Annotated in this window: 23 protein-coding genes and 1 tRNA gene; 11 read left to right on the top strand and 13 right to left on the bottom strand. The window is 67.6% G+C overall.

Annotation, left to right across the window (positions count from 1 at the left end; genetic code table 11):
* The 6 genes from ACZ5V4_RS01530 to ACZ5V4_RS01555 all read right to left on the bottom strand — a co-directional run bounded on the left by ACZ5V4_RS01530 (position 1) and on the right by ACZ5V4_RS01555 (position 5,525).
* On the bottom strand, positions 1-474 hold the full coding sequence (locus tag ACZ5V4_RS01530; protein ID WP_464316418.1) for a hypothetical protein: 474 nt from the start codon (positions 472-474) through the stop codon (positions 1-3).
* Positions 475-502: 28 nt separating this feature from the next.
* Positions 503-1,171, bottom strand: coding sequence for an outer membrane lipoprotein periplasmic chaperone LolA (gene lolA / locus ACZ5V4_RS01535; RefSeq protein WP_464316419.1), 669 nt, complete (start codon positions 1,169-1,171; stop codon positions 503-505).
* An 11-nt stretch (positions 1,172-1,182) separates the two neighbouring features.
* Positions 1,183-2,175: a hypothetical protein gene (locus ACZ5V4_RS01540; RefSeq protein ID WP_464316420.1), complete on the bottom strand. Its 993-nt coding sequence runs from the start codon at positions 2,173-2,175 to the stop codon at positions 1,183-1,185.
* A 6-nt stretch (positions 2,176-2,181) separates the two neighbouring features.
* Entirely contained in the window at positions 2,182-4,413 is a 2,232-nt protein-coding gene (locus ACZ5V4_RS01545) for a DNA translocase FtsK (protein WP_464316421.1), read from the bottom strand.
* A 66-nt stretch (positions 4,414-4,479) separates the two neighbouring features.
* Positions 4,480-5,037: an elongation factor P gene (gene efp / locus ACZ5V4_RS01550; protein WP_464316422.1), complete on the bottom strand. Its 558-nt coding sequence runs from the start codon at positions 5,035-5,037 to the stop codon at positions 4,480-4,482.
* A 17-nt stretch (positions 5,038-5,054) separates the two neighbouring features.
* Positions 5,055-5,525 (bottom strand): type II 3-dehydroquinate dehydratase, encoded by a 471-nt coding sequence (locus ACZ5V4_RS01555; RefSeq protein ID WP_464316423.1) that lies wholly within the window; start codon positions 5,523-5,525, stop codon positions 5,055-5,057.
* 77 nt (positions 5,526-5,602) lie between these two features.
* On the opposite strand from ACZ5V4_RS01555, the gene yihA reads away from it, so the two are divergent.
* On the top strand, positions 5,603-6,238 hold the full coding sequence (gene yihA, locus ACZ5V4_RS01560; RefSeq protein WP_464316424.1) for a ribosome biogenesis GTP-binding protein YihA/YsxC: 636 nt from the start codon (positions 5,603-5,605) through the stop codon (positions 6,236-6,238).
* A gap of 63 nt (positions 6,239-6,301) precedes the next feature.
* Here yihA and ACZ5V4_RS01565 read toward each other — a convergent pair whose 3' ends face one another.
* Positions 6,302-6,487, bottom strand: coding sequence for a hypothetical protein (locus tag ACZ5V4_RS01565; RefSeq protein WP_464316425.1), 186 nt, complete (start codon positions 6,485-6,487; stop codon positions 6,302-6,304).
* 210 nt (positions 6,488-6,697) lie between these two features.
* On the opposite strand from ACZ5V4_RS01565, the gene ACZ5V4_RS01570 reads away from it, so the two are divergent.
* The 3 genes from ACZ5V4_RS01570 (at position 6,698) to ACZ5V4_RS01580 (ending at position 7,947) form a co-directional block, all read left to right on the top strand.
* Complete coding sequence (locus tag ACZ5V4_RS01570; protein ID WP_464316426.1) at positions 6,698-7,498, top strand: undecaprenyl-diphosphate phosphatase; 801 nt, start codon at positions 6,698-6,700, stop codon at positions 7,496-7,498.
* 78 nt (positions 7,499-7,576) lie between these two features.
* Positions 7,577-7,653 (top strand) — tRNA-Met (locus tag ACZ5V4_RS01575).
* A gap of 138 nt (positions 7,654-7,791) precedes the next feature.
* Entirely contained in the window at positions 7,792-7,947 is a 156-nt protein-coding gene (locus tag ACZ5V4_RS01580) for a hypothetical protein (protein WP_464316427.1), read from the top strand.
* Between the two features lie 14 nt (positions 7,948-7,961).
* Here ACZ5V4_RS01580 and ACZ5V4_RS01585 read toward each other — a convergent pair whose 3' ends face one another.
* Positions 7,962-8,423: a phage regulatory CII family protein gene (locus ACZ5V4_RS01585; protein WP_464316428.1), complete on the bottom strand. Its 462-nt coding sequence runs from the start codon at positions 8,421-8,423 to the stop codon at positions 7,962-7,964.
* A gap of 312 nt (positions 8,424-8,735) precedes the next feature.
* Here ACZ5V4_RS01585 and otsB point away from each other — a divergent pair, with 312 nt between their 5' ends.
* Positions 8,736-9,518, top strand: a complete 783-nt coding sequence (otsB, locus tag ACZ5V4_RS01590; protein WP_464316429.1) for a trehalose-phosphatase — start codon at positions 8,736-8,738, stop codon at positions 9,516-9,518.
* Between the two features lie 29 nt (positions 9,519-9,547).
* Positions 9,548-11,059, top strand: coding sequence for an alpha,alpha-trehalose-phosphate synthase (UDP-forming) (locus ACZ5V4_RS01595; RefSeq protein WP_464316430.1), 1,512 nt, complete (start codon positions 9,548-9,550; stop codon positions 11,057-11,059).
* A gap of 82 nt (positions 11,060-11,141) precedes the next feature.
* Here ACZ5V4_RS01595 and ACZ5V4_RS01600 read toward each other — a convergent pair whose 3' ends face one another.
* Positions 11,142-12,227: an N-acetylmuramoyl-L-alanine amidase gene (locus ACZ5V4_RS01600; protein WP_464316431.1), complete on the bottom strand. Its 1,086-nt coding sequence runs from the start codon at positions 12,225-12,227 to the stop codon at positions 11,142-11,144.
* 26 nt (positions 12,228-12,253) lie between these two features.
* On the bottom strand, positions 12,254-12,400 hold the full coding sequence (locus ACZ5V4_RS01605; RefSeq protein ID WP_464316432.1) for a hypothetical protein: 147 nt from the start codon (positions 12,398-12,400) through the stop codon (positions 12,254-12,256).
* A 258-nt stretch (positions 12,401-12,658) separates the two neighbouring features.
* Here ACZ5V4_RS01605 and ACZ5V4_RS01610 point away from each other — a divergent pair, with 258 nt between their 5' ends.
* From ACZ5V4_RS01610 to ACZ5V4_RS01630, 5 genes are all read left to right on the top strand, one after another.
* On the top strand, positions 12,659-13,270 hold the full coding sequence (locus ACZ5V4_RS01610) for a hypothetical protein (RefSeq protein ID WP_464316433.1): 612 nt from the start codon (positions 12,659-12,661) through the stop codon (positions 13,268-13,270).
* 77 nt (positions 13,271-13,347) lie between these two features.
* Positions 13,348-14,367 carry a DUF6599 family protein gene (locus tag ACZ5V4_RS01615; RefSeq protein ID WP_464316434.1) on the top strand — a complete coding sequence of 340 codons (1,020 nt, stop codon included), beginning with the start codon at positions 13,348-13,350 and terminating at the stop codon, positions 14,365-14,367.
* A gap of 37 nt (positions 14,368-14,404) precedes the next feature.
* The gene (locus ACZ5V4_RS01620) at positions 14,405-15,385 is read left to right on the top strand and encodes a DUF362 domain-containing protein (RefSeq protein WP_464316435.1); all 981 of its coding nucleotides are present in this window, start codon (positions 14,405-14,407) and stop codon (positions 15,383-15,385) included.
* Between the two features lie 49 nt (positions 15,386-15,434).
* Positions 15,435-17,174, top strand: coding sequence for a 4Fe-4S binding protein (locus ACZ5V4_RS01625; RefSeq protein WP_464316436.1), 1,740 nt, complete (start codon positions 15,435-15,437; stop codon positions 17,172-17,174).
* A gap of 28 nt (positions 17,175-17,202) precedes the next feature.
* Complete coding sequence (locus ACZ5V4_RS01630; protein WP_464316437.1) at positions 17,203-18,426, top strand: aldo/keto reductase; 1,224 nt, start codon at positions 17,203-17,205, stop codon at positions 18,424-18,426.
* Positions 18,427-18,604: 178 nt separating this feature from the next.
* On the opposite strand, the gene ACZ5V4_RS01635 is transcribed toward ACZ5V4_RS01630, so the two are convergent.
* The 3 genes from ACZ5V4_RS01635 to ACZ5V4_RS01645 form a co-directional block, all read right to left on the bottom strand.
* Positions 18,605-20,383, bottom strand: a complete 1,779-nt coding sequence (locus ACZ5V4_RS01635; protein ID WP_464316438.1) for a methyl-accepting chemotaxis protein — start codon at positions 20,381-20,383, stop codon at positions 18,605-18,607.
* Between the two features lie 386 nt (positions 20,384-20,769).
* Entirely contained in the window at positions 20,770-22,191 is a 1,422-nt protein-coding gene (locus ACZ5V4_RS01640; protein WP_464316439.1) for an NADH-quinone oxidoreductase subunit N, read from the bottom strand.
* A gap of 43 nt (positions 22,192-22,234) precedes the next feature.
* Positions 22,235-23,758: an NADH-quinone oxidoreductase subunit M gene (locus ACZ5V4_RS01645; RefSeq protein WP_464316440.1), complete on the bottom strand. Its 1,524-nt coding sequence runs from the start codon at positions 23,756-23,758 to the stop codon at positions 22,235-22,237.

Consider the following 23,758-nt stretch of genomic DNA (forward strand, 5'->3'; position numbering starts at 1 on the left):
CTATTGGTGCTTGTAGTCGGCCGGGGCGTGGAACTTGTCCAGCATGGAGGAGAACTGCTTCACGAAGTCGCGGTAGTCCTCGAAGGTCATGTCCGTCTTCAGGCAGATCGCTTCGGAGGAGAAGCAGTGCGAGTCGGAGAAGCAGCAGACGTCGAACTCGATGTCCACGTAGACCGTGTTGGGCTTCTCGAAGTAGCGGTTGAAGATGATGCTGCCGTCGGGGTCGATCAGGTCGATGCGGCTGGCTCCGAAGCCGGTGTTCAAGGCCTCCAGGCCGTCCAGGGTGAACTTCACGCCGTCGGAGTAGAGGTTCATGCGGGCTATGGAGTAGTCGTCCGTGACGTGCAGGGCCGGGTTGAACACGGGCTTGCCGTCGATGGTCGGGATGACCTCGAGGGCGAAGCCGTAGTCGGTGGCCTCGATGTCGATCTCGACGCCCAGCACGCTGGAGTTGACCTTCAATGCGCATTTCATGTGGATGTACCTTCTTTTCGGAGCTTGGCTAATTCCTGGGCAGGCTCTGCATGCCCGCGTTGTCGAAGATGGTGTAGTCCTTGGGTGGGGCGTAGCGGAACTGCTCCTTGGCCACCGAGGGGTTGAGCTTCACGTTCGAGAGCGTCACGTCGTTGGTGTTGCCGTAGAAGTCCTCGATGGAGATGCGCGCGAGCATGTCCGTCTTCAGGTCCACCCAGGCGAAGGCCTGCACCAGGCTCGGCTCGGCCTCGCGCGGCACGAGCTTCAGGAGCGCCTGGCCCTCGGGCGCGCCCTTCTCCTCCTGGACGTGGAAGTCCTCGCGCAGGTTGCCCTTGCCCGAGAGGAAGCGCAGCATGGTCTTGGAGCCCAGCACCTCGTCCACGGTGTAGCGGTAGGCGCTCTTCTCGGCCGGGAAGACGTTCCAGACCGCGTCCGGGCCCACCACCAGCAGCTCCGGCTCGGGTACGCGCGTCTCCCAGCGGATCAGGGAGGGTTGGGAGAACACGAGGCTGCCCGAGCGCGTCTCGCGCTCCTTGCTGGTGGAGTTGACCAGCACTTGGGTGAAGTCGGCGGAAAACGACGTCAGGGATTGATAGCGCTTCTGCACCTTGTCCGACACGGCGGCCACGTCCGCGCCGAGGGCGGCGGAAGCGGCCAGGGCGACGAGGGCGAAAGCGGCCAGGATACGGTTGAGCATATGAGGATCACCTATGCCGAGGCGGCGGCCGCGAGGATCGCCTCGAGGTCGAGGACGACGGCCGTCTCCTGGGTCAGTTTGCAGGGCACGGCGTGGACGCCGTGCATGTAGAGGGTCTGGGCCAGATGCGGGCCGGGCGAGCCCGGCATGACGAGAAATTTGGCGGCCCGCAGGTTCTCGCGCGGCAGCAGGAGCCGCCCCACCCCGCAAAAGAGGCTCTCGGGCGAGAGGTCCGCCGTGACGTGCACCACGGCCCGCGCCGAGCCGTCCCTTGAGCGCAGCGCGAGCCCTCCGGCGGGAGAAGCTCCCACCGCGAGCCCCGGCGCGCGGGCGGGCAAAAGCTTCTCCAACTGCTCGCGCACGCCGGCAAGCATGAGCGCGGCCAGGGACGGGGCCTGGGCGTGCTCGGCATCCTCGCAGCGGCCGGGCCTGGGCTCCTCGGGCGGGCCAGCCGCCAGAAGCCCCTGGGCGGCCCACTGCCGGTGGTCGTTCACGGCGCTGACGAAGCGGAACACGTCGAAGGCCAGCTCCGGGCTGGTGGCGCTGGAAACCACGGCCGCGGGCAGGGTCGCGCCCCCGGGGGCTTCGAGCTCGTGCACCGTGGGGCCGTGGCCGTGCAGTTCCAGGAACCCCGCCAGGCTCTCCCCGTCGCCGCCGGAGGCCGCGCCCACGCCCGTGTGCAGGGCCAGCACGTCGCTGCCGAAGCGCGCGAAGAGCCCTTCGAGCGCGGGGTCGAAGCCTTCGAAGGAAAAGCGCATGTCGCACACCGACCGGACCGCCGCCCTGCCGTGGGGCTCGCCCATGCCGAACTTGATCCAGCAGCCTCCGCCGGTCTCCCGGCAGGCGGACCAGAAGCGGAACCTGGGGTTCCAGGAGACCTCCGTCTCCTGGGCCGGGCCGCCCCAGCACAGGCGCGCCGTGACCGGGTCGCAGCCTTTCTTCAAGTGTTGCATGAAGGACCTGGCGGCGCGCCTGATTTCCGCTTCTTCCACAATGATGCGCATAGCGGCCTAGTCCTTTCCCTTGAGCACGACGCGCGGCTTGCTGCCGTCGGCCGGTCCCAAAAGCCCGTCGCGCTCCATCTGCTCGATGAAGCGGGCCGCGCGGTTGAAGCCGATGCGGAAGCGGCGCTGGATGAGCGAGATGGAGGCCTTGCCCTGCTCCATAACGAATTCCAAGGCCTGGGGATAGACCGGATCGGACAGGGATTCCCCGTCCCCCGGGCCGCCGTGGCCGCCCTCGCCCCCCTGCGCCTCGTCGTTCCAGCTGGAGAGGTCCATGAGGTAGCTCGGGGCTTGGCGCGCCTTCCAGTATTCCACCACCCGGGCGGACTCCTCGTCGGAGACGAAGGCCCCGTGCATGCGGACCATCTTGGCCCCGCTGGGCTTGTAGAGCATGTCGCCCCGGCCGAGCAGGTGCTCCGCGCCCACGGTGTCCAGGATGGTGCGCGAGTCGTGGCGGCTGGTGACCTGGAAGGCGATGCGCGTGGGGAAGTTGGCCTTGATGAGGCCCGTGACCACGTCCACGCTGGGGCGCTGGGTGGCCAGGATCATGTGGATGCCCGCCGCGCGCGCCAACTGGGCCAGGCGCACGATGGCGATCTCCACTTCCTTGGCCGCGGTCATCATCAGGTCGGCCAGTTCGTCGATGATCAGCACCAGGTACGGCATGTGCTCGATGACCTCGCCGTCCGGGCCGGGGTTGGCGGCGGACTTGGCGGCGCGCTCGTTGTAGCCGTCGATGTTGCGCACCCCGAGCTGGGCCATGGCCTCGTAGCGCCTGTCCATCTCGGCCACGCACCAGTCCAGGGCGGACTTGGCCAGGGCCATGTCCGTGACCACCGGGTGCACCAGGTGCGGCAGGTCGGCGTACATGGCCAGCTCGATGCGCTTGGGGTCGATGAGCAGGAGCTTCACCTCCTCGGGCTGGGCCTTGTAGAGGATGGAGAGCAGGATGCCGTTGATGCACACGCTCTTGCCGCTGCCGGTGGCCCCGGCCACCAGCAGGTGCGGCATGCGCGCGAGGTCCGCCGTGAAGGGGCGGCCCTGGATGTCCTTGCCCACGGAGAGCGTGAGCCTGGCGGGCTGGCCCGCGAAGGCGTCGGACTCCAGGACGTCACGCAGGTAGACGGTCTGGCGCTTGGCGTTGGGGATCTCCACGCCCACGGTGTCGCGCCCCGGGATCGGGGCCTCGATGCGCACGGCCAGGGCCTTCATGGCCAGGGCGATGTCGTTGGAGAGCCCGGCGATGCGGCTGACCTTCACGCCCGGGGCGGGCTTTATCTCGAAGGAGGTGACCACCGGGCCGGGCATGATGCGCACCACCTCGCCCTGGATGCCGAAGTCGGCCAGGCAGGTGACCAGGCTCGCGGCCTGGGCGCGCAGCACGTCCTCGCCCGGGCCTCCGGCCTGGGCCGGGGGCTGGGTCAGAAGCGAAAGGGGCGGCAGGCCGTCGCCGCCGGGAGCGGGAGCAGGGGCCGGTTTCGGGCGCGGCTTGGGCTTGGCCTTGGCGGGCTTGCCGTTGCCCGAGGGCTTCCTGACCTGGAACTCTTCGTCGGCGTCAACTGGACCGTCCGCGAACTCCTCGTGGTCCCCGGAAACCTCGGGCGCGGGCGCGCCCCTGCCAGGGCCGAAGAGGAAGCGCATCACCGAAGGCCCCACGGCCGCCCAGAACGAGGCCACGGCGCCATGCGCCCTCTGGCGCTGCTCGTCCCAGGAGATGCCCCAGAAGAGCTGCGCCGAGACGATGGCCATGAACGTCACCAGCAGGTACATGCCCACCGGGTGGATGAGCCCTGCCCCGAACCGGTAGAGCCCGCCGCCGATCACCCCGCCCTTGGAGAGCGCGCCCACGGAGAATCCCGTTCCGGGCCAGTCCGAGCCCAGGGCCACGAGGCAGCAGGCGAAGAGCCCGAAGAGCCCCACCCAGTGCCTGCGCCCGATCTCCAGCAGGGGAAAGAGCCTGCGCACCCCGGCGAAGCCGGTCAGCGCGGGCGCGAACCACGCGGCCAACCCGAAGAGCTCGGCCAAAAGCCCCGAGAGCCAGGCCCCGGCGATGCCGGTCATGTTGGCGATGGCCCGGCCCGGGATGCGGGTCTGGTTCAGGGTGGGGTCGCGGGGGTCGAAGGAGTACAGCGAAAGCGCCGTGAACGCCGCCAGGAAGACGAGGGCCAAGCCCGCCAGCTCCTGGAGGATCCTCTTGCGCTCAGTGTGCTCGACCGGTGGTTGCTCTTGCTGTTCCATATAACGAGGCGAGGGCCATGAAGCCACGCTCCACGGCCCTCTTAGCTCATTTTCGGACCGAACGCACTACACGCGGCCCAGGTAGTCTCCGGAGCGGGTGTCCACCTTGATCTTCTCGCCCTCGTTGACGAACAGGGGCACGTTCACGGTGATGCCCGTGGAGAGCGTGGCGGGCTTGGTGGCGCCGCTCACGGTGTCGCCCTTCACGCCGGGCTCGGTGTGCGTCACCTGGAGCACCACGGAGGCGGGCAGGTCCAGGTCCAGGGCCTTGCCGCGGTACATCAGCATGGTCAACTCCATGCCGTCCACCAGGTAACCGCCCTTGCCGCCCAGCACGTCGTCGCCCACGGAGAACTGCTCGTAGTTCTCCATGTCCATGAACACGAAGCCGGTACCGTCCTTGTAGAGGTACTGCATGCTCTTGGTTTCCATGTCGGGCTTGCCCATCTTCTCGCCGGAGCGGAAGGTGTTCTCCACGACGCGGCCGTTCAGCATGTTGCGCAGCTTGGTGCGCACGAAAGCGCCGCCCTTGCCGGGCTTGACGTGCTGGAAGTCGACGATCTCGTAGGGGATATTGTCCAGCTCGATCTTGAGGCCGCGGCGGAAGTCGGTGGTGGAAAGCATCGTATCTCCTTGGAAAATCAAATATTCTTATTGAGCCACTGTTGCCAGAGGGCACAAACCGCAAGGGCATAGCTCATCAGGCCGAAACCCGCAATCACCCCGATGCAGCTCCGGCCGATCAGGCTCTGCTGGCGCAGGGGCTGGTCCGTGCGCGCGAAGATGTTGGAGAGGTGCACCTCCACGCAGGGCACGCCGATCCAGGCCAGGCAGTCCGAAAGGGCCAGGCTGGTGTGCGTGTAGGCCCCGGCGTTGAAGGCTATCCCGTCCACGCCGCCCTGCCTCGCCTGCTCCAGCCGGTCGATGAGCGCGCCCTCCCCGTTGGACTGGAAGAACGCGAACTCGATGCGCGAGGCGGCCTCGGGGCCGAGCATGTCCGCCACCATGCCGGGCAGCGCGTCCAGGCCCCTGGAGCCGTAGATCTCGGGCTGGCGCTGACCTATGTGGCCCAGGTTGGGGCCGTTCAGCACCAGTATGCGGCAATTGGTCATGTGTTCGCCTTTGCTTGCTTTCGCACGGATTCGCTGTATCCTGCGCCGGATAACGACGCTATACGGAAGTTGAGGACATGCGCAAGACACTTCATCTCGAAAAGACCATATACGGACAGAACGACCTGACCACTCCCGAAGCCCCCCAGGTGGCCCTGGCCGGACGTTCCAACGTGGGCAAGTCGTCCATGATCAACCGCCTGGCCGGGCGCAGGCAGCTGGCCAAGACCAGCTCCACCCCGGGCAAGACCCAGAGCATCAACCTCTACCGCGTGGAGCCCGGCGACTCCTACCTGATCGACCTGCCCGGCTACGGCTACGCAAGGCGCTCCAAGGAGGAGCGCGCCCGCTGGGGCAAGCTGATCGAGAGGTTCCTCTCGGGCAACCCGTGGCTCAAGGCCGTGGCCGTGCTCCTCGACAGCCGCCTGCCGCCCCAGGAGAGCGACCTGGACATGGTTGCCTGGCTGCGCGCCTCGGACATAAGGGTCACGGGCGTTTTAACCAAGGTCGACAAGATCAAGCAGAACGACCGCCACGCCCAGCAGAAGCGCTGGGCCGCGCTCTTGGGCGGTGAGGCTCCGGTGCTCTTTTCTGCCGTCACCGGCATGGGCATGGATGAACTCTGGGCGCGCCTGGACGCGCTTCTCGCCCCCGAACCGGCGGCCGGGGAAGCCCCGGACGAGGCTCCCGCCGATCCCGGAACCGGGCAATAGCCCCGGGCAACGGCTCCCGCCGCGCCGGCCTCGCCCGGCGCGGGATGGGAGCACGGCAAGGGACTACTTCCCCTTTTCGGCCTCGGCCATGAACCCGCGCAGGAAGTCCTGGTCCTTGGGGCTCAAGTTGAAACGCATCCCGGCCTCCTCGATGAGCTTGGCCAGGGATTTGCCCGACCCGGCGCGCTCCTCGGAAATCCATTGGACGGCCTTGCGCAGGAGTTCCGACTGCGGCATGACGGTGGTCATCTGTTTCTCGCTCCGTGTGTTTCGTTCATTACCATGCGGCAATGATTCATATATCCCAAGCCTTGACCGCTTGCAAGGCGCGGTGGAGTGTCGTACCCCGTCCGCTCCGGTCTCCCCGTGGGGCAAACGCCTCCAGGCCCGCCTCCGGGGAATCAAACGCGCGCACCCGGCAGGGCTGACCAAAGCCCGTCCTGCCAAGAGGACTCTTTCATGGACCCCTGGTTCAGCACGATCATCCTGGGCATCGTCGAAGGCCTGACCGAGTTTCTGCCCGTCTCCTCCACCGGGCACCTGATCCTCACCGGAGTGCTCCTCGGGCACACCGGCGACAAGGCCGCCTCCTACGACATCATCATCCAGCTGGGCGCGATCCTCTCCGTGGTGGTGATCTACCGCGACCGCTTCGCCTCGCTGGTGGTCCCCAAGCCCAGGCAGCGGTTCGCCGGGCTTCGCGGTATCATGCTCCTGGGCCTGACCTGCCTGCCCGCCGCCCTGCTCGGGCTTTTCGCGCGCAAGGCCATCAAGGCGCACCTGTTCGAGCCCATGTCCGTGGCCCTGGCGCTGCTGGCGGGCTCCGTGATGATCTTCATCGTGGAGCGGCGCAGGTCCGCGCACGACAAATACTACGACCTGGACGACATCTCGCCCGCCCTGGCCCTGGGCATCGGCCTGTTCCAGTGCCTGTCCCTGTGGCCCGGGTTCTCGCGCTCGGCCGCGACGATCCTGGGGGCCATGATCCTGGGGGCCAGGCGCAAGCTGGCGGCGGAGTATTCCTTCATCGCGGCCGTGCCCATCATGGTCGCGGCCACGGGCTACGAGACCTACAAGAGCTGGGCGGAATTCAGCGCGGGGGACATCCAGTTCCTGGCCGTGGGCTTCGTGGTGGCCTTCTTCTCGGCGTGGCTCGCCGTGAAGTGGTTCATCGGGCTGGTGAGCCGCGTGACGCTTAAGCCCTTCGCCGTCTACCGGGTGGCCCTGGCGGCGGCGGTCTTCATTTTCTGGCCCAAGTGAGCGCCGGGTCGAAAAAGGGGCTTGCCAAAGGGGGCTGGAATGTGTAGTTAGCCCCTCCTGCCGCGAGGCGGGAAACGTGGCGAGGTAGCTCAGTCGGTTAGAGCATGCGGCTCATATCCGCAGTGTCGGGGGTTCAATTCCCTCCCTCGCTACCACGTAAAAACAGGGCCGGACGAATCGTCCGGCCCTTTTCGTTTCCGGCGCTCGCCCGGAGATCATTCCTCGTTTCCATTGGAAGGAAATTCCAGTTTCCCCCATTCCGCAATCGCGAAAGCGCGCCCATAACCCGGGGCATGCCCACGGACCGGACCGATTCCATCACCCACGGCGCGCCGGACGACAGGAAGCCCTGCTGCCGCATCGAAGCCCGCGACGTCATCGTCAACGCCGTGATCCTGGCGGTGCTCACCTTGGTGGTGGGCGCCGTGGTCTGGGCGCTCTACTGGTAGGGCGCGACGGCCCGCTACCGGCCTTCCGGGCCGCCCGTGGAGACCAGGCCGGCATCGGCCTTGTTGGAGGTGGCGTAGGCCACGTAATCCTCCTGCACCTGCCTGATGACCTCTTCCTTCAGCTTGGCCACGTCCTCCAGGGAGGCTTTGCCCATGATGGCCCTGTGGTATTCCGAAAGGGCGGGATACGTGTCCAAGAGCTCCTCGAGAAGGGAGGGTTTGTCCGGCACCACCTCGCGCATGGAGACCACGCGGCAGTGCATGCGCGAAGCCAGATAACGCAAGGGCATGATCGAATCGCAGGCCAGCATCAGCGGGACGAGCATCTCCACGCCGAGCTTGGCGCCGCTGTCGTCCGCGTTGATCTCGCGCATGAAGGTCGAATAGGGCTTGCCCAGCTCCTCGGCCAGCGCCTTGGCGGGCTTGGGGGCTGTCAGCACCATGTCTCGAATCACGTCGTAAACCGTCTTGGTCATGATTCCTGGCAACCTGTGGGCAAAATGATGGGGCGCGCCGCGCGGCGCGCACGGAAACAATCGCCGAAAAAACGCATGGAGGACGGCACGGGGAGGGCGCAACCAACCTTCGAAAACAAAAACATACCGGAATTATTGAACAACCTGCAACAGAGCCTCCCGGCAGAGTTGCGAATTTCGTATTGTCTTGACCACGGACTTCCTTCTTCTGTATTACTTTTTTGAAATGGTCAACTCCGTCGTCCGGTGATCCGCGCCGAATGAGCGCCGCCGGGTCCTCCCCGCGCAAGCACCCGCAAAGGAGGGATCGCAATGCAGTCGCTTCCCGGTTTGTCCGCCCTCGCCCGAGACCGGCAGCTCCTAAGCGTCCTGCGCGGAGAAAGGCGCTGGCTCCTGGCCCTCGATTACGACGGCACGCTGGCGCCCTTCACTCCCAAGCGCGACGAGGCCCGGCCCTACCCGGAGGCCGTGGCCGTGCTGCGCCGGCTCCCCGCCAGCGGGCCGGACCGCTTCGTGATCGTCAGCGGCAGGGACTGCGAAACCGTGGCCGGGCTGCTCGGGCTCGACCCCCTGCCCGAGATCTGGGGCTGCCACGGCATGCAGCGCCTGCTCCCCGGCGGGAACCTCATGACCGCTGGCATGAGCGGCCGCCAGAGGCAAGGCCTGCACACGGCCCGGGAATTCGTGGACGACCCTTCGACCCTCGAGGTGAAGCCCTGCTCCCTGGCCCTGCACTGGCGTGGCATGAACCACGCCGAAAAGGCCCTGCTGGAGGCCGCCGTGAGGCCGGCGTGGATGGACATCGCCCTGGATTCGGGGCTCGAACTGCACGATTTCGACGGGGGCATCGAACTTCGCCCGCCCGGGCTGGACAAGGGCTCGGCCATCCGGACCCTGGCCCTGGAGAACCCCGGTTCGGTCATCTTCTTCCTGGGCGACGACCTCACCGACGAGGACGCCTTCGCGGCCCTGCGCGGCGGGGGAGTCGGCGTGCTCGTTCGCGAGGAGCCCAGGCCCACGGCCGCGTCCTACCGGATCACGCCCCCCGGCGAGTTGGCGGCGTTCCTGGCGGTCTTTCTTTCTCCCGGCCCCTGAGAGGGGCGTGGGACACAGTGGAGAACATCATGGATGAAATCATGGACAAACGCCTGGTGGTCGTCTCCAACCGCCTGCCGGTCGCCGTGGCCCGCGACGGCGACAAGCTCACGCTCAAGCAGGGGGCGGGAGGGCTGGTCACGGCCCTGGCCCCGGTGCTGCGCGACAGGGGCGGGCTTTGGATCGGCTGGCCCGGAGCCGTGGAAAAGGGCATGGCCAGGCTCTGCCGGGAGTTCTCGCGCGAGGCGGGCTACCTGCTCGGCCCCGTGACCCTGGACGAGGACGACGTCACGGGCTTCTACCAGGGCTTCTCCAACGAGATCATCTGGCCGCTCTTTCACGAGTTCCTGATCCCCTGCAACTTCCTGCCCTCCTACTGGGAGGCCTACAACCGGGCGAACATGAAGTTCAGCGCGGCCGTGGCCAAGGTCAGCACGCCCGAGGACTTCATCTGGGTGCACGACTACCACCTGATGCTCGTGGCCGCGCAGCTCAGGCAGATGGGGCTCAAGGCGCGCATGGGCTTCTTCCTGCACATCCCCTTCCCCCCGGCGGACGTGTTCCTGAAGCTGCCCTGGCGCAAGGAGGTGCTGGACGCGCTCATGGAGTTCGACCTGCTGGGCTTCCAGACGCTGCGCGACAGGGTGAACTTCTTCGAGGCGGTCAGGCGCATCTACCCCAAGGCGGTCAAGCGCGGGCGCGGCCAGGTGGTCTCGGTGTCGGCGGGGGGCAGGCAGACGCGCATCGGCAGCTTCCCCATCAGCATCGACTTCCGCTCCTTCGTCAACCAGGCCTCCCAGCCGGACGCCAAGGAACGCGCGGCCAAGCTCCGCGAGGATTTCGGGGGGCGCTACGTGATCTTCGGGGCCGACCGCCTGGACTACTCCAAGGGCATCCCCGAGCGCCTGGACGCCTTCGGCCTGCTCCTGGAGCAGCGCCCGGACCTGGCCGGGAAGGTCTGCTTCGTCCAGGTCATGGTGCCCAGCCGCGAGGACGTGCCCATGTACCAGGAGACCAAGACCCGCGTGGAGCGCACCGTGAGCGCCATCAACGGCCGCCACGCCGCCCCGGGCTGGACCCCGGTGCATTACGTCTACCGCAACCTGCCCCACGTGCAGCTGGTGGACTACTACCTGGCCGGAGACATGGCCCTGGTCACGCCGCTCAGGGACGGCATGAACCTCGTGGCCAAGGAGTATGTTGCCTGCAACCTGAAAGAGACGGGGGTGCTCTGCCTGAGCGAGTTCGCGGGCGCGGCCATGGAGTTCCACCGCTACGCGGTGATGATCAACCCCTTCGACGTCCAGGGCACGGCCCGGGCCATGTGCGAGGCCATGGACATGCCCACGCGCGAGCGCAGGCGCAGGATGCGCGCCATGCGCGACATCGTCAGGCGCTTCGACATCTTCCACTGGGTGGATTCGTTCCTGATGGCCGCCTTCTCCAGGCGCCTGGGCGACTTCCCGACCACCAACGGGGACTACTACCTGGCGGCCCAGGAGAAGCTCGGCCCGCCCTGGGGCGACGAGGAGGACGCCTAGCGCGGCGTCCCTGGGAACGCGGACGTGTTTCCCTCGCGGGCCCAAGCCCGGGAGTCCCGCAACGAAGCGGCGAGCCGGGGCGTCAGGAGCGCGGGGCGGGCTCGCGGCCCGCCAGCAGGCTGGCCCCGGGCGCGAAGCGGTCCGCCACGGCGTCAGCCAGCCGGGCGGCGAACCAGGACTGGAAATTCGCCGAGGCCAGGCGCTTGGCGTCGGACTTGTTGGACAGGTAGCCCATCTCGATGAGGATCGACGGCCAGGGCCTGGGCGTCAGCACCGCGAAACGCCCCAGGCGCGCGCCGTTGTCCGTCACGCCGCGCGCGCCCAGAGCCCGGGCGAGCTCGTGGTGCAGCTCCCCGGCGTGGTCCGCCGAAACGGTGGCGGCCGGGGCGTCCTCCAAGGGCACCACCGACCCTCTTCCGGAATGCAGGCGCTTTGGCAGGTAGGCGAAGGTCTCTATCCCCTTCTCCCTGCCCGAGGCCGACCAGTTGCAGTGCAGCGAGACGAACAGCACCGGCCTCAGCCGCGAGGCCATGCGCAGCCGGGCGGCCGGGGTCATGGCCTTGTCCGTGGAGCGGGTCAGCTTCACGGCGAAGCCCTTGCGCTCGAGTTGCGCGCGCAAAAGCCTGGCCACCTTGAGCGTGACGTGCTTCTCCACCAGCCCGCCGGCCATGGCTCCGGGGTCCTGGCCGCCGTGGCCCGGGTCGATGAGCACCAGCGGGCGCTTGGACTTGGCTGCCTTGGAGAGAGGGGGATTGGCGCGCTTCGCCTTGGCGGGTTCGGACGTCGCGGATGCGGCCGCTCTCACGCCGGAGGGGGTGGGCGCCTTGCCCTTGGCGGATTTCGCGGGCTTGGCCGCTACGGGTTTCGGAGTCTTGGCGGCGAGAGGCTTCGCGGGCTTGGCCTTGGACGGGGGAGAGGCTTTGACCGCCTTGTCGCGCGCGGCATGCTTCGATTTCTTCTCGGCGGGCTTCGCCGTCGCGGCCTGTTTTCCGGCCGAAGGCTTGGCCCGCGCGGCCTTGCCCGCGCCCGGGGACCTCTTGGCGGAAGGCTTCTTCTTGGCCGCCACGGACGTGGAAGCCTGCTCCTTGCCGCTTCCGAACCGGGCCTGCGCGAGCGGGGCCAGTGGCCCGAGGACGAGCAGGAGAACGGCCGCGAATGCCGCGGCCAACGACGCGCATCTGGCTGACCTGCATGTCACTGCAAGGGTCCCCTCTTCTCCTTTTCGCTCTGCTTGGCGCCGTCGAAATCAAACTGCTTCAGGGATCGCTTCTTCCAAGACGCTGCGAACAGCACGATAAGCACGACGACGACGATTGCTCCAAGGGCATGGATGTACATCATGATCATCCCCCCTGGGAAAAGGGAAACATCGTTCGGATTTCCATGATGCTTCCCTGGCTACACAGGCGTATGCGCCCCTGGAATTATATTGCGTGCCGGAAAATATCAAATGCTTTTCACCGCGCCCCGTCCCGAAAACTCCCAAATGATCGCGGCGACCCTTTCCCGCCCCGGATCGTCCTTGACCACTGCCGCCCCGATTGACTAAAAAGGGAAAACCTCGAGTCTCATAAACCGCCGATGGAAGGAGGGGCCGCCATGCCCCGGATCATCCTGCTCGTTGGGTGCCTTCTCGTCCTGTCCGGGCTTTCGCCCGCCCTCGCCGCTTCAGACAAGGCGGCGCGCCTGCGCGAAGCCAACTCGCTTGCACCGTTCACCCCGCCGCCGACGCTGCTCGCCGGCTGCTTCCTGGCCGATGAAATGGACCCGGCCTTTCTCTTCGGCACGGTGGGCGAATTCGCCTCCTCGCGCAAATGCCCGGTGACCTGGCTCATCGAGGAAGGGGAGAAGGCGCGTATCGGCAAGCCCCAGCCCGCTGGCAAGCCCCTCGAGTACACGCTGTACCTCGAGGAGGACTGCCCGGACGGCGTGAACTACTACGTCTTCGTGGACCAGAGCGCCATGACGCCCAAGCAGTGGATCGAATGGCGCAGGCAGTTCCACAAGAACAAGGCCGAAGGCGAATACGGGGCCGCGCGCGACCGCCTCGAAAAGGCTGTGGCGGAAGGCGTCAAGATGGGCGGAGAGCTGCGCTTCATCATGCGCGACGGGGAGCTCTCATGCGCCAAGACGCCGGAAGCGGCGCTCAGCCAGGACCTCGCCTTCAGGCCCGTCTACGACCTGAAGAGCGGCGCGCGGCTGTCCAAATAGGCAAGGCCCCGCCCGGCGTGTAACCGCGCCGGGCCCGGCCGCGACATCCCGTGAAGACGCCTCGGAGGGCGGCACCCATGCGCAGGGGACAGGCAAGGCTCGGCGCGGCCGAAAGGTTCGCCTCGTACGGCGTTCTCGCCGTGCTGGCGGCCGTGGCCGTCTGGCTCTTCGCCGCCCAGGCGCGCTTCAACCCCGCCGTGGTCGTGTCCATGGCCCACCCCAAGGGCTCCGCTCCCGCCGCCCAGGCCGTCCAAGCCTCTCTCACGTCCTCGCTGATCGAGGGTCTCCCTGGGTTTTCGCCCCTGTCCCCCGTGGAGTCCTACAACGCGGAGACCCTGTCGGACAAAATCGACGGCAAGGCCGAGCTCTACCTCGCCGCCGGTTTCCAGGAGATGTCCTGCCGGTCGTTCGCCGTGGGCGAGTCCGGCCAGGCCAGGGCCGAGGCCTTCCTCTACGCCCTGGACACCCCGGACAACGCCTTCTCCGTGTTCAGCGGCCAGCGCCGCCCGGGCTCGCGCCCCCTGGCCCTGACCGCCAACGCCTACTCGGCCGGGAACGCCGTGTTCTTCGCCAGCGGCGGCTTCTACGCGGAGCTCGTGGCGGACAAGGCCTCGGCGGACGTGCTGGCGTCCCTGGAATCCATGGCCGCCGCGCTTTTGGCCGCCCTTCCGGCCGAGGCCGCGGGCAAGCCCGCGAGCGCTTCCGTGGCGGACCTCTTCCCGGCCCAGGGCCTGGATCGCGACAGCGTGCGCCTGGCCGCTTCGGACGCGCTCGGCATGCAGGGTTTCCAGAACGTCTTCACCGCCGACTACACCCTGGATAACGGCGTGGCCGGGGCCTTCCTGGCCGCCCGGGCCACCCCCGGGGAGGCCCAGGCCCAGGCGAAGGCCTACGCGGCCTTCCTGGCCGAGAACGGCTTCAAGCAGGTCGAGGCCCCGGACGCCCCGCCGGGGGCAGTGGTCATGGCCATGGAGGGCATGGTCCAGGTGGTCATGGCCAGGGGCTCCGTGGTCGCCGGCGTCCACGACGCACTGGACATGGCCCAGGCCCTGCTCCTGGCCTCCAGGCTCCACGACAACCTCAAGGACGCCCAGTGACCCGCATGTTTCGTCCACGCCATCCGGAAGGCCTTTCATGAACCGCAGGGACTTTCTCAAACGGGCAGCGGCGGCCACGGCCGTGGCCGCGGGCGCGAGCGGGCTCGGGCTCACGCTGCACGACCCGGCCGCCCCCCCTCCTCTGCCCGAGCTCAAGGCCCTGCCCGGGCTCGGCAGCTTCGCCCCGGAGGATCACCCCGCCGGGGCCGCGCGCATGGCCATCGTGCGCGGCACGGACCGCGCCGCCATGTTCGAGCAGGGCATGCGCGCCATGGGCGGCATCGAGCGCTTCATAGGCAAGGGCGACGTGGTGCTCGTGAAGGTCAACGCCGCCTTCGCCACCCCGGCGGCCCTCGGCGCGACCACCAGCCCCGAGCTTCTCCTGGCCGTGGCCTCCGCCTGCATGAAAGCCGGGGCGGCCCGGGTCACGGTCACGGACAACCCCATCAACAGCCCGGAGAGCTGCTTCGAGATCTCCGGGATCGCCGGGGCCGCCAGGCAGGCCGGGGCCTCGCTGATCATCCCCCGCTCAGGTCTCTTTGCCGCCGCCACCCTGCCCGGCTGCCGCCTGATCCGTGACTGGCCCGTGCTGGCCGGGGCCTTCAAGGGCGTCACCAAGCTCATAGCCCTGGCCCCGGTGAAGGACCACGCCAGGGCAGGCGCGTCCATGCTGTTGAAAAACATGTACGGGCTGCTGGGCGGCAGGCGAAACGTCTTCCACCAGGACATCAACGGGATCGTGAGCGAGCTCTCGCTCCTGGCCAGGCCCACGTTCTCCGTGCTGGACGGCGCCGTGGCCATGATGACCAACGGTCCCACCGGGGGCTCCATCGACGACCTCAAGGCCACGGGCATGCTCGTGGTCACCACCGACCCAGTGGCGGCCGACGCCTTCGGCGTGGGGCTCCTGGGGCGCTCGGTCGACGACGTGCCCTACATCCGCATGGCCCAGGCCCTTGGCGCGGGCACGGCCGACTTCGAGTCGCTCTCGCCCGTGCGCCTGGATTCGGGGGCCTGACCATGGCCGCGCGCTCACCCGCCCAGGCGCCGTCCCCGGAAGGCCGCCCATGCGCATAGTGGTGGCCAGGCGCATAAGCCAGGGGTTCTTCCTCGCGCTTTTCCTGTGGTTCTGCGTCGTGGCCACGGTGGGGGCCATGTGGTGGCAGCTGCGCGGCTGGCCCGTGAACTGGTTTCTGGAGCTGGACCCGCTCACGGCCCTGGGCACGCTTTTGACCACGGGCAGGCTCTACTCCGGGCTGGCCTGGTCGCTCGCGGTGGTCGCGCTCACGGCCTTCCTCGGCCGGGCCTTCTGCGGCTTCGTCTGCCCCATGGGCACGCTCAACCATATCTCCGGATGGGCCCGGGGGCGGTTCCTGAGCGCCAAGGCCAGGGTCCAGGCCAACGCCTACGGCGGATGGCGCGGGTTCAAGCACCTGGTGCTGGCCTTCATGCTGGCCTGCGCGGTCTTCGGCTCGCTCCAGACCGGGCTTCTGGACCCGCTGCCGCTTCTGCACCGCTCTGTGAACCTGGCGCTCCTGCCCCTGGCCGACTCCCGCGCGGCCGTGACCAGCGAGGAACCGCGCCTCTACGAATCCGCCTGGGTGCTCGGGATGGTGCTTCTCGCCGTGCTCGGGCTGAACATGGCGCGGCCGCGCTTCTTCTGCCGCCACCTCTGCCCGCTCGGCGCGCTCCTCTCGTTCATCTCGCGCTTCGCGCCCTGGCGCGTGGGCAAGGCCGTGGAAGGAAAATGCGGGGACTGCCGCATGTGCGAGGAATACTGCGAGGGCGGCTGCCGCCCCTCGGGTGAGATAGTTTCTGGCGAATGCGTGCTCTGCATGAACTGCCTGGACCGCTGCCCCTCGGGCCGGATCGGCTTCTCCAGCGCGCCTTCCGCCGCCGGGGAGCGCCACCTGCCGGACCTCTCCAGGCGCGGGGCCATGGCCGCCGTGGCCGCCGGGGCGTTCGCCGCGCCGCTCTGGGGCGTGGGCGCGCTGGCGGGCACGGGCCGCGACGCCTCGCTCATCCGCCCGCCCGGTTCCCTGGACGAGGAGCGCTTCCTGGCGCGCTGCCTGCGCTGCGGCCAGTGCATGCGCGCCTGCCCCTCCAACATCATCGAGCCCTCGCTCTTTGTTTCGGGCGTGCAAGGGCTCTGGACCCCGTCGCTCAACTTCCGCATGGGCCGCAGCGGCTGCCAGATCAACTGCGTGGCCTGCGGCCAGGTCTGCCCCACCGCCGCCGTCAGGCCCCTGAGCCTGGAGGAGAAGCACGGGGCGGGTTCTTTCGCCGGGGCAGGCCCGGTGCGCCTGGGCACCGCCTTCGTGGACCGCTCGCGCTGCCTGCCCTGGGTCATGGACCGGCCCTGCATCGTCTGCCAGGAGGTCTGCCCGGTCAGCCCCAAGGCCATCTTCACGCGCATCGTGTTCGAGCCGGTGCGCGGCGGCGCGGCCGTGGCCAGGAGTATGCTGCCCGACGGGCTGGAGCTCGCAGCCCTGCCCCCGGCCGGGCTCAACCTGGGCGGCGGCGACTACGCCGTGCGCCCGGCGAATGCCCCCGGCGTCCCGCCCAGGCGCATCCTCGGGGCCTTGGGGCCGCGCCTGGTCCTGGACCGGCCGCCCCAGGGCTGGCCCGGGGTGCAGGCTGGGGAACGGGTGGATATCGTGGTCAGGCTGCAGCGGCCTTTCATCGACCCCTCGCGCTGCATCGGCTGCGGCATGTGCGAGCACGACTGCCCGGTCTCCGGGCTTCGCGCCATCAGGGTATACAGCGAGAACGAATCGCGTTCCCGCTCGGGCAGGATGACCGTCTGACCCGCGCGGGCGCAAGGAGGAAGCGACCATGAGCACCAAGGACGATGCCCGGGGCCTGTCCCGCAGGGGCTTTCTGAAGGCCGCTGGAGTGACCGGCCTGGCCGCCGGGGTCGCCCCGGCCGCCGCCCTAGCCGCCGGCGATCCTGCCGGGGCCGCCCAGCCCGCCGTCATGCCCAGGCGCAAGCTGGGCAGGACCGGCGTGGAGGTGCCCATCCTGGGCCTGGGCGGCATGTTCGACACCATCAACAACCAGCTCCTGCTCAAGCAGGCCCACACCTGGGGCGTCACCTACTGGGACACCGCCGAGGGCTACGGCAACGGCCTGTCCGAAGACGGCTTCGGGCGCTATTTCCAGCGCAACCCGGCGGCCCGCAAGGACATCTTTTTGGTGACCAAGTTCTCCACGACCCACGCCGAAGGCGACCCGGCCAAGCGCCTGGACGAAGCCCTGGAGCGGCTCAAGACCAGCTACGTGGACATGTTCTTCATCCACGCCATCTCCAGCATCGAGGACATGAAACCTTACAAGCAGTGGGCGGCCGAGATGAAGAAGGCCGGAAAGATGCGCCACTTCGGCTTCAGCACGCACACCAACATGGAAGACTGCATGCTGGGTGCCAAGGGCCTGGACTGGATCGACGCCGTGATGGTCACCTACAACTACCGCCTGATGCAGACGCCCAAAATGCGCGAGGCGCTCAAGGCCTGCGTGGACACCGGCATCGGCGTGGTGGCCATGAAGACCCAGGGCGGCGGGCCGGTGGCCACGGGCTCCGAGGAGGAGCTCAGGCTCGCGGGCCGCTTCCTGGAGCGCGGCTTCACCGACAAACAGGCCAAGCTCAAGGCCGTGTGGGAGGAGCCAGCCATCGCCTCGGTCTGCTCCCAGATGCCCAACCTGACCATCCTCTCGGCCAACGTGGCCGCCGCGCGCGACAAGACCGCCCTGGCCCGCGAGGACCTGGACGTCTTCGCCCGGCTGGCCTCCTCCACCAGCGGCGGCTACTGCGCCGGGTGCGGCAGCATCTGCCAGGGGGCCGTGGCCGGGCTCGTGCCGGTCAACGACGTGATGCGCTGCCTGATGTACTACCGCGACTACGGCGAGCGCGACTTGGCCAGGGAGGTGTTCGCCGCCCTGCCCGAGGAGGTGCGCGCGAGGCTTCTGGACGTGGACTACTCCGGAGCGGAAAAGGCCTGCCCGCACGGGCTGGCCATCGCGGAACTGATGCGCGAGGCGGGGTCGCTGCTGGCTTGAGGCGGAACCTTCGAGAAGTGGGGCGCCGCCCCACGCCCCGGCGGGGGGAGCGCCTCCCCCCGGACCCCGGCACCGGGCTTCGCGCCGGGCGAGAGAAACCCTTGCAATATGAAGAATAGGCGGTCCGGGTGAACCCGGACCGCCTCTTTTGTTAAACAGGAACTTTAAGTTGATCCGGTCACGCCAGGGCCCGCGCGTCCGCGCCGTCGTGCGCCCCCATGCGCCCGATCAGTTCGCGCAACTGGTCGGCCATGGCCGCCAGGGACTGCACGATGTCCACGGTCTCGGTCATGCCCTCCTGGGTCTCGTGGGCCACGGAGTTCACGTCCGCAAGGCTGCCGTTGATGTGCTCCGAGGCCGAGGACTGCTCCTCGGCCGCGGCCGCGATGCTCTGAACGTTGCGGGTGTTCAGGTCCGTGAGCGAGACTATCTCGCCCAGGGCCTGGCCCGAGGCCCCGGCCAGGTCGTTGGAGCGCGAGACCGCCGTGGCCGCCTCCTCCATGTCGCGCACGGAGCGCTCCACGGAATCCTGGATGGCCTTGATCTTGCCGCCCACTTCCTGGGTCGCGCCCATGGTCTTCTCGGCCAGCTTGCGCACCTCGTCGGCCACCACGGCGAAGCCGCGCCCGGCCTCTCCGGCCCGAGCGGCCTCGATGGCCGCGTTCAGGGCCAGCAGGTTGGTCTGGTCCGCGATGTCGGAGATCACGTTCATCACCGCGCCGATGGAACGCGCCTGGTCGCCAAGCTCGTTCATGTTCTGGCGCAACTGACCCGTGGCCCGGCTGACCTGCTCGATGGCCTTCACGCTCTCGATGACGATGTCCGCCCCGTTCTGGGCCTTGGTCTGGGCCTTGCCCGCGCTCTCGGCCGCGCCGCTGGCGTTGCGGGCCACCTCCAGCACGGTGGCGTTCATCTGCTCCATGGCCGAGGCCGCCTCGGAGAGCCGTGACTTCTGGACCTCGGTGCCGCGCCGCACCTGCTCCACCTGGGCCGAAAGGCGCCCGGCCGAACCCGTCAGGCTGTCGGAAAGGGCCATGGACTCGCCCGCGATGTTCCGGATGAGCTCGAGCATCCCGGCGATCTGGCGCTCCTTGGCCTCGGCCGCGCGCAGGGCCTCCTCCGCGCTCGCCGCGTGGCTGTCGGCCTCGGCGGCCTTGGCGTCGGCCTCGGCGATCTTCTCCTTGAGGCTTGCGACCATGGCCGCCATGGACTCGGAAAGCTGGCCCAGCTCGTCCTTGCGCGGCAGGCGGCACTCCACCGAGAGATCACCCGAGGCGATTACCTGCGAGCTCTCGGCCAAAAACCGCACCGGCCTGGAGATGCTGCGGGCGATGAACACGCTCAGGCAGAGCGCCAGGACCACGGAGACGCCCGTGGACGCCCAGACCAGGACCTTCATGAACGTGACGTCCTCTATGAGCTCGGCCTTGTCGTGGCGGATGCCCTCGCTCACCTGGGAGCGCAGGCCGGAGAGCACCTCCTGGACCTTGCCCAGGTGCTGCATGGTCTGCGAGTTGTAGACGCCCTCGGCCTGCTCCTGCTGGCCCTTGCCCTTGAGGTCGCGGATGACGGCGGAGGTCTCGTGGAGCTTGCGGTGCGGCTCGTCGATGGACGCCAGGAGCGTGGCCACGGCGGGGTTGCCCTTTTCCAGGCCCGCGCGCTCCTCGCCGTAGAACCACCTGCCGAAGGCGCACTTGGTGTGGTCGGCCGAGACGGGCAGGTCGCGCGCCTCGTGGTCGTGCACGAACTGCCCCAGGTTTTGCGCCCACTTGAGATGGTCTATCTCGCGCTGCAAGAGGCTCATGGAGAGGTCGTACTTGGTCACGGTGGCGTTGGCGTGCTGGTCCACGTCATGGACCGCCCGCGCGGTGCTCAGCAGAACAGCCGCGAAAATCGCGGCCACGAGGCAGAAGCCCGCCAGTATCTTTTTCCCGATGCTCACGTCGGCCCAGCTCATCCCCCCCTCCTTGACGGCAAGCAATAGACTACCCCTATGGACAACAGGCATCCATATTGGGAAAATTTTCGGTTTGGAATCGCGTCGATAGCAGGAGAATATCAATCCGAAAAGGTAGGGAAAGACGAAAAAAATAGTTAACTATCCAAACTAAAATGAAATTATTTTTTGTGATCCTTCCTGAACCGCTCGCTTAGTAGCAGCCGGAAACCGCCGTAAGCTTGGTGCAACCGGAGAACGCGAGAGAGGCCGAGTCGAATCAACCTCTTATTTCAACACGTCATTTCATCCGCGAAGCGTGCTTCCCGCACGCCCCGACAACGTGGCCAGAAGTGGAGTCATTATTGCTCTTGGCCGAGCACCAACGTCAATTTCGCGTTCGCCCGCTAGAGAATCGAGCGCACGGCCCTGGCCGCCACCTCCATCACCATGTCCGGGGCCAGGCCCAGGAGGATGATCACGGCCACCAGCACCACGCTGAGAGCCTTCACCGGCACGCCCACCGCCACTTCGGGACGCTCGTCGGAGTTTACGGTGTAGACCACGCGCACCACCGACAAATAGTAGTAGATGGAGATGGCCGTGTTGATGGCCGCCAGGATCACCAGCCAGACGAAGCCCGCCTTGTAGGCCCCGGCCAGAAGCAGGAACTTGCCCATGAAGCCCACGAAGGGCGGAATGCCGGCCAGGGCGAACATGCTCACGGCCATGGTGAAGGCCAGGAGCGGCGAGCGGCGGTGCAGGCCGCCCAGGTCGCTTATCTTCAGGTTGCGCCCGTCGGAAGAGACGGCGCAGACCACCACGAAGCCCGCGATGGTCATGAGCAGGTAGCCCGTGACGTAATAGAGCGCCGTGGCGTAGCCCGCCTCGCGCAGGGCCACGAAGCCGAGGAGCATGTAGCCCGCGTGGGCGATGCCCGAGAAGCCCAGCATGCGCTTGATGTCGGTCTGCACCAGGGCCACCAGGTTGCCGTAGAACATGGAGCAGACGCTCAGCACCACGAGCACCGGGGTGAGCGCCTGATCGCCCGGGTTGGCCATGGCCGCCACGCGCACCAGAAGGGCCACGGCCGCCACCTTGGGCACGGAGGCGATGAAAGCCGTGGTCTCGTTGGACGCGCCCTGGTAGACGTCCGGCACCCAGAAGTGGAACGGGAACACCGCCAGCTTGAAGAAGAACCCGCCGAGCACCATGGCCACGGCCGCCACGGCCGCCGGGCTGCCGCCCAGGGCCTTGAGCCCGGGCATGAGGCCAGCGAAGTACGTGGTGCCGGTGAGCCCCAGCATGTAGCTCATGCCGAAAAGCATCACGCCCGTGGCCACCACCCCGAAGAGGATGTACTTGACCGCGGACTCCATCTGCATGCGAAGCCCCTGGTGGTCGTCTCGCATGGGCACCAGCAGGTAGAGCGAATAGGACGAGAGCTCCAGGGCGACGAACATGGTCACCAATTCCACGCTGCTCACCAGCATGAAGAGCCCCAGCACGCCGAGCGTCAAGAAGAGGTAGTACTCGGGCCGCACGTCCTCCGAAACGCCCTTGAGCTCGGTCCCGAGCACGAGCACCGCCGCGAACCCGGCCGCGATGGCCAGCTTCAGGGCCTGGGAGAAGAGGTCCACCTTGTAGGCCTCGAAGAACATGAGCCCTTCCTGTCCCAGGCTCGCCGCCGAGGCCGCGAGCGAGGCCACGGCCAGAAGCAGGGTGATGGGACGGGCCAGCCTGGCGCCCGCCTTGCCCGCGCTGATGAACAAAAGCGCCAGGGCTCCAAGGAGGAGGATCAGCTCGGGGACGAACAACGTAAGCTTCATGGTCGTGCCTTTGCGTAGGTTCCTGTGTTGTTGCGCCGCCCGTTTACGGCGTCACCAGCCCGGCGGCCGCCACCATCCCGTTCGCGCCCACGCTGGCCTGCTTGAGCAGGTGGGTGACGCTCGCGTGCATCACCTCGGTGAACGGCTCGGGGGACAGCCCGATCCAGAACACGAACACCAGAAGCGGCGCCAGGGTGATCACCTCGCGCATGCCCAGGTCCTTAAGCCCCGGGTGCGCCGGGTTGTCCGTGCCGCCCCAGACCACCCGCTGGAGAAGCCTCAGCATGTAGGCCGCCGCGAGCACCGCTCCGGGGATGGCGCAACTGGTCAGGAGCTTGTTGTCCGCGTAGCTGCCCGCCAGGATCAGAAACTCGCCCACGAAGCTGTTGGTGCCCGGGAAGGCCAGCGACGAGAGCGAGAAGAAGGCCAGGTAGGTCACGTAGATGGGCATGATCTTGCCGATGCCCGCCGTGGCCGCCAGCTCCCGGGTGTGGGTGCGCTCGTAGACCATGCCCACGCAGAGGAACAGTGCGCCCGTGGTCACGCCGTGGTTGATCATCTGCAGGATCGCCCCCTCCACTCCGCGCTGGTTGAGCACGAAGATGCCCAGGGTGACGAAGCCCATGTGCCCCACGCTCGAGTAGGCGATGAGCTTCTTCATGTCCTGCTGGGCCAGGGCCGTGAACCCGCCGTAGAGGATGCCGATCACCGAGAGCCACTGCACGTAGGGCAGAAACGCCGCCGTTCCCTCGGGCGTGATGGGCAGGCAGAAGCGCAAAAAGCCGTAGGTGCCCATCTTGAGGAGCACAGAGGCCAGGATCACGCTGCCCGCCGTGGGGGCCTCCACGTGCGCGGCCGGGAGCCACGTGTGGAAGGGGAACATGGGCACCTTGATGGCGAAGGCCAGGAAGAAGGCCAGGAACACGAGCACCTGGAACTTCACCGGGTAGGCCTGGCTCATGAGCGCGGGGATCGAGAACGTGCCCTGGCTCATGTACAGGGCGATGATGGCGACAAGCAGCAGCACCGACCCGGCCAGGGTGTAGAGGAAGAACTTGATGGACGCGTACACCTTCCTGGGCCCGCCCCACACCGCGATGAGCAGGTACATGGGGATGAGCATGGCCTCCCAGAAGATGTAGAAGAGCACGAAGTCCAGGGCCACGAACACGCCGATCATGGAAGTCTCCATGAGCAGCAGGCAAATCATGAACTCCTTGACCCGCTTCTCGATGTACTTCCACGAACCCAGCACGCAAAGCGGCATGATCAGCGTGGTCATGAGCACGAGAAGGAGCGAGATGCCGTCGATGCCAAGGGTGTAGTTGATGTCCAGGGCCTTGATCCAGGACGCGTGCTCGCCGAACTGGTAGCGCGCCGTGGCCGGGTCGAAGGCCCAGAACAGGGGCAGTGAGGCCGCCGCGGTGGCCAGGGTCACGGCCAGGGTCCACCAGCGCGCCGCGTCGTTGCCCCTGAGAGGCAGAAGCACCAGGGCCCCGGCCAGCGGCAGGAAGACGCACGCGCTCAGGGCCGGGTACCCCAGGGTGTTCATCGTGAGAAAATCCAT

The sequence above is a fragment of the Fundidesulfovibrio sp. YSD1 genome (assembly GCF_055397115.1).